Genomic DNA, 1,611 nt, shown 5'->3' with positions numbered 1-1,611 from the left:
GGGCGGTAGAAGGCCGCCAGGCCCAGCAGCTGCAGGCTGCGCGTCAGCTCCCAGCGCGGGTTGAACGGCGTGTGTCCTGCGGCCTGCTCGATCAATGCCGCACGCAGTGCTTCGTCACGTGTCAGCAGCAGGCCGCCCTCATGCAGGCTCAGGCCCTTGCCGGCGGCCAGGCTGAAGAAGCCGATATCGCCGCGCAGGCCGACGCTGTTGCTCTGGAAAGAGCAGCCATAGAAGGTGATAGCCCTGTATCTGAAAGGGCCATTTCAGTGAAGACGAGTAGGGCGGGGCACGTGAAACCCTGTCTGAACATGGGGGGACCATCCTCCAAGGCTAAATACTACTGACCGACCGATAGTGAACCAGTACCGTGAGGGAAAGGCGAAAAGAACCCCGGAGAGGGGAGTGAAATAGATCCTGAAACCGTGTGCGTACAAGCAGTAGGAGCCTCGCAAGGGGTGACTGCGTACCTTTTGTATAATGGGTCAGCGACTTACTGTTCGTGGCAAGCTTAACCGTATAGGGGAGGCGAAGGGAAACCGAGTCTGATAAGGGCGCATAGTCGCGGGCAGTAGACCCGAAACCGGGTGATCTAGTCATGGCCAGGGTGAAGGTGCCGTAACAGGTACTGGAGGCCCGAACCCACGTCTGTTGCAAAAGACGGGGATGAGCTGTGATTAGGAGTGAAAAGCTAATCGAACCCGGAGATAGCTGGTTCTCCTCGAAAGCTATTTAGGTAGCGCCTCATATGTATCCTCTCGGGGGTAGAGCACTGTTATGGCTAGGGGGTCATCGCGACTTACCAAACCATTGCAAACTCCGAATACCGAGACGGACTGTATGGGAGACACACGGCGGGTGCTAACGTCCGTCGTGAAAAGGGAAACAACCCAGACCCACAGCTAAGGTCCCAAATTTTGTGCTAAGTGGAAAACCATGTGGAAAGGCACAGACAGCCAGGAGGTTGGCTTAGAAGCAGCCACCCTTTAAAGAAAGCGTAATAGCTCACTGGTCGAGTCGGTCTGCGGGGAAGATTTAACGGGGCTAAGCACAGAACCGAAGCTTGGGGTGTGCATATTTATATGTACGCGGTAGAGGAGCGTTCCGTAAGCCGTTGAAGGTGGATTGAGAAGTCTGCTGGAGGTATCGGAAGTGCGAATGCTGACATGAGTAACGATAATGCGGGTGAAAAACCCGCACGCCGAAAGCCCAAGGTTTCCTTGCGCAACGTTAATCGGCGCAGGGTGAGTCGGCCCCTAAGGCGAGGACGAAAGTCGTAGTCGATGGGAAGCAGGTTAATATTCCTGCACCTCGCGTAAGTGCGATGGAGGGACGGAGAAGGTTAGGCATACCGGGCGTTGGTTGTCCCGGGGAAAGGCGGTAGGTTTGGATCTTTGGCAAATCCGGGATCCTTCAAGACCGAGCACCGAGACGAGCCTTTATGGCGAAGTTGCTGATACCACGCTTCCAGGAAAAGCTCCTAAGCTTCAGCTTAGGCCAGCGGCAGGCCCGCCACGTACAGCGTGCGGTAGGCGCGCTTGATGGCGGTGATGCGCTCGGGGTCGAAGCCGCGGCGCTTCAGGCCCTCGCTGTTGATGCCGCGCGGGCGGCCCA

The 1,611-nt window shown here is 57.0% G+C and carries 1 rRNA gene; it reads left to right on the top strand.

The annotated features are described in order from the left end of the window. A 23S ribosomal RNA gene (locus ACWD26_RS44080) occupies window positions 1–1,611 on the top strand; the annotation flags it as partial.

The sequence above is a fragment of the Streptomyces sp. NPDC002787 genome (assembly GCF_053592095.1).
Note: the sequence above shows the minus strand (reverse complement) of the source record. Positions and strands in the feature narration are given on the sequence as shown.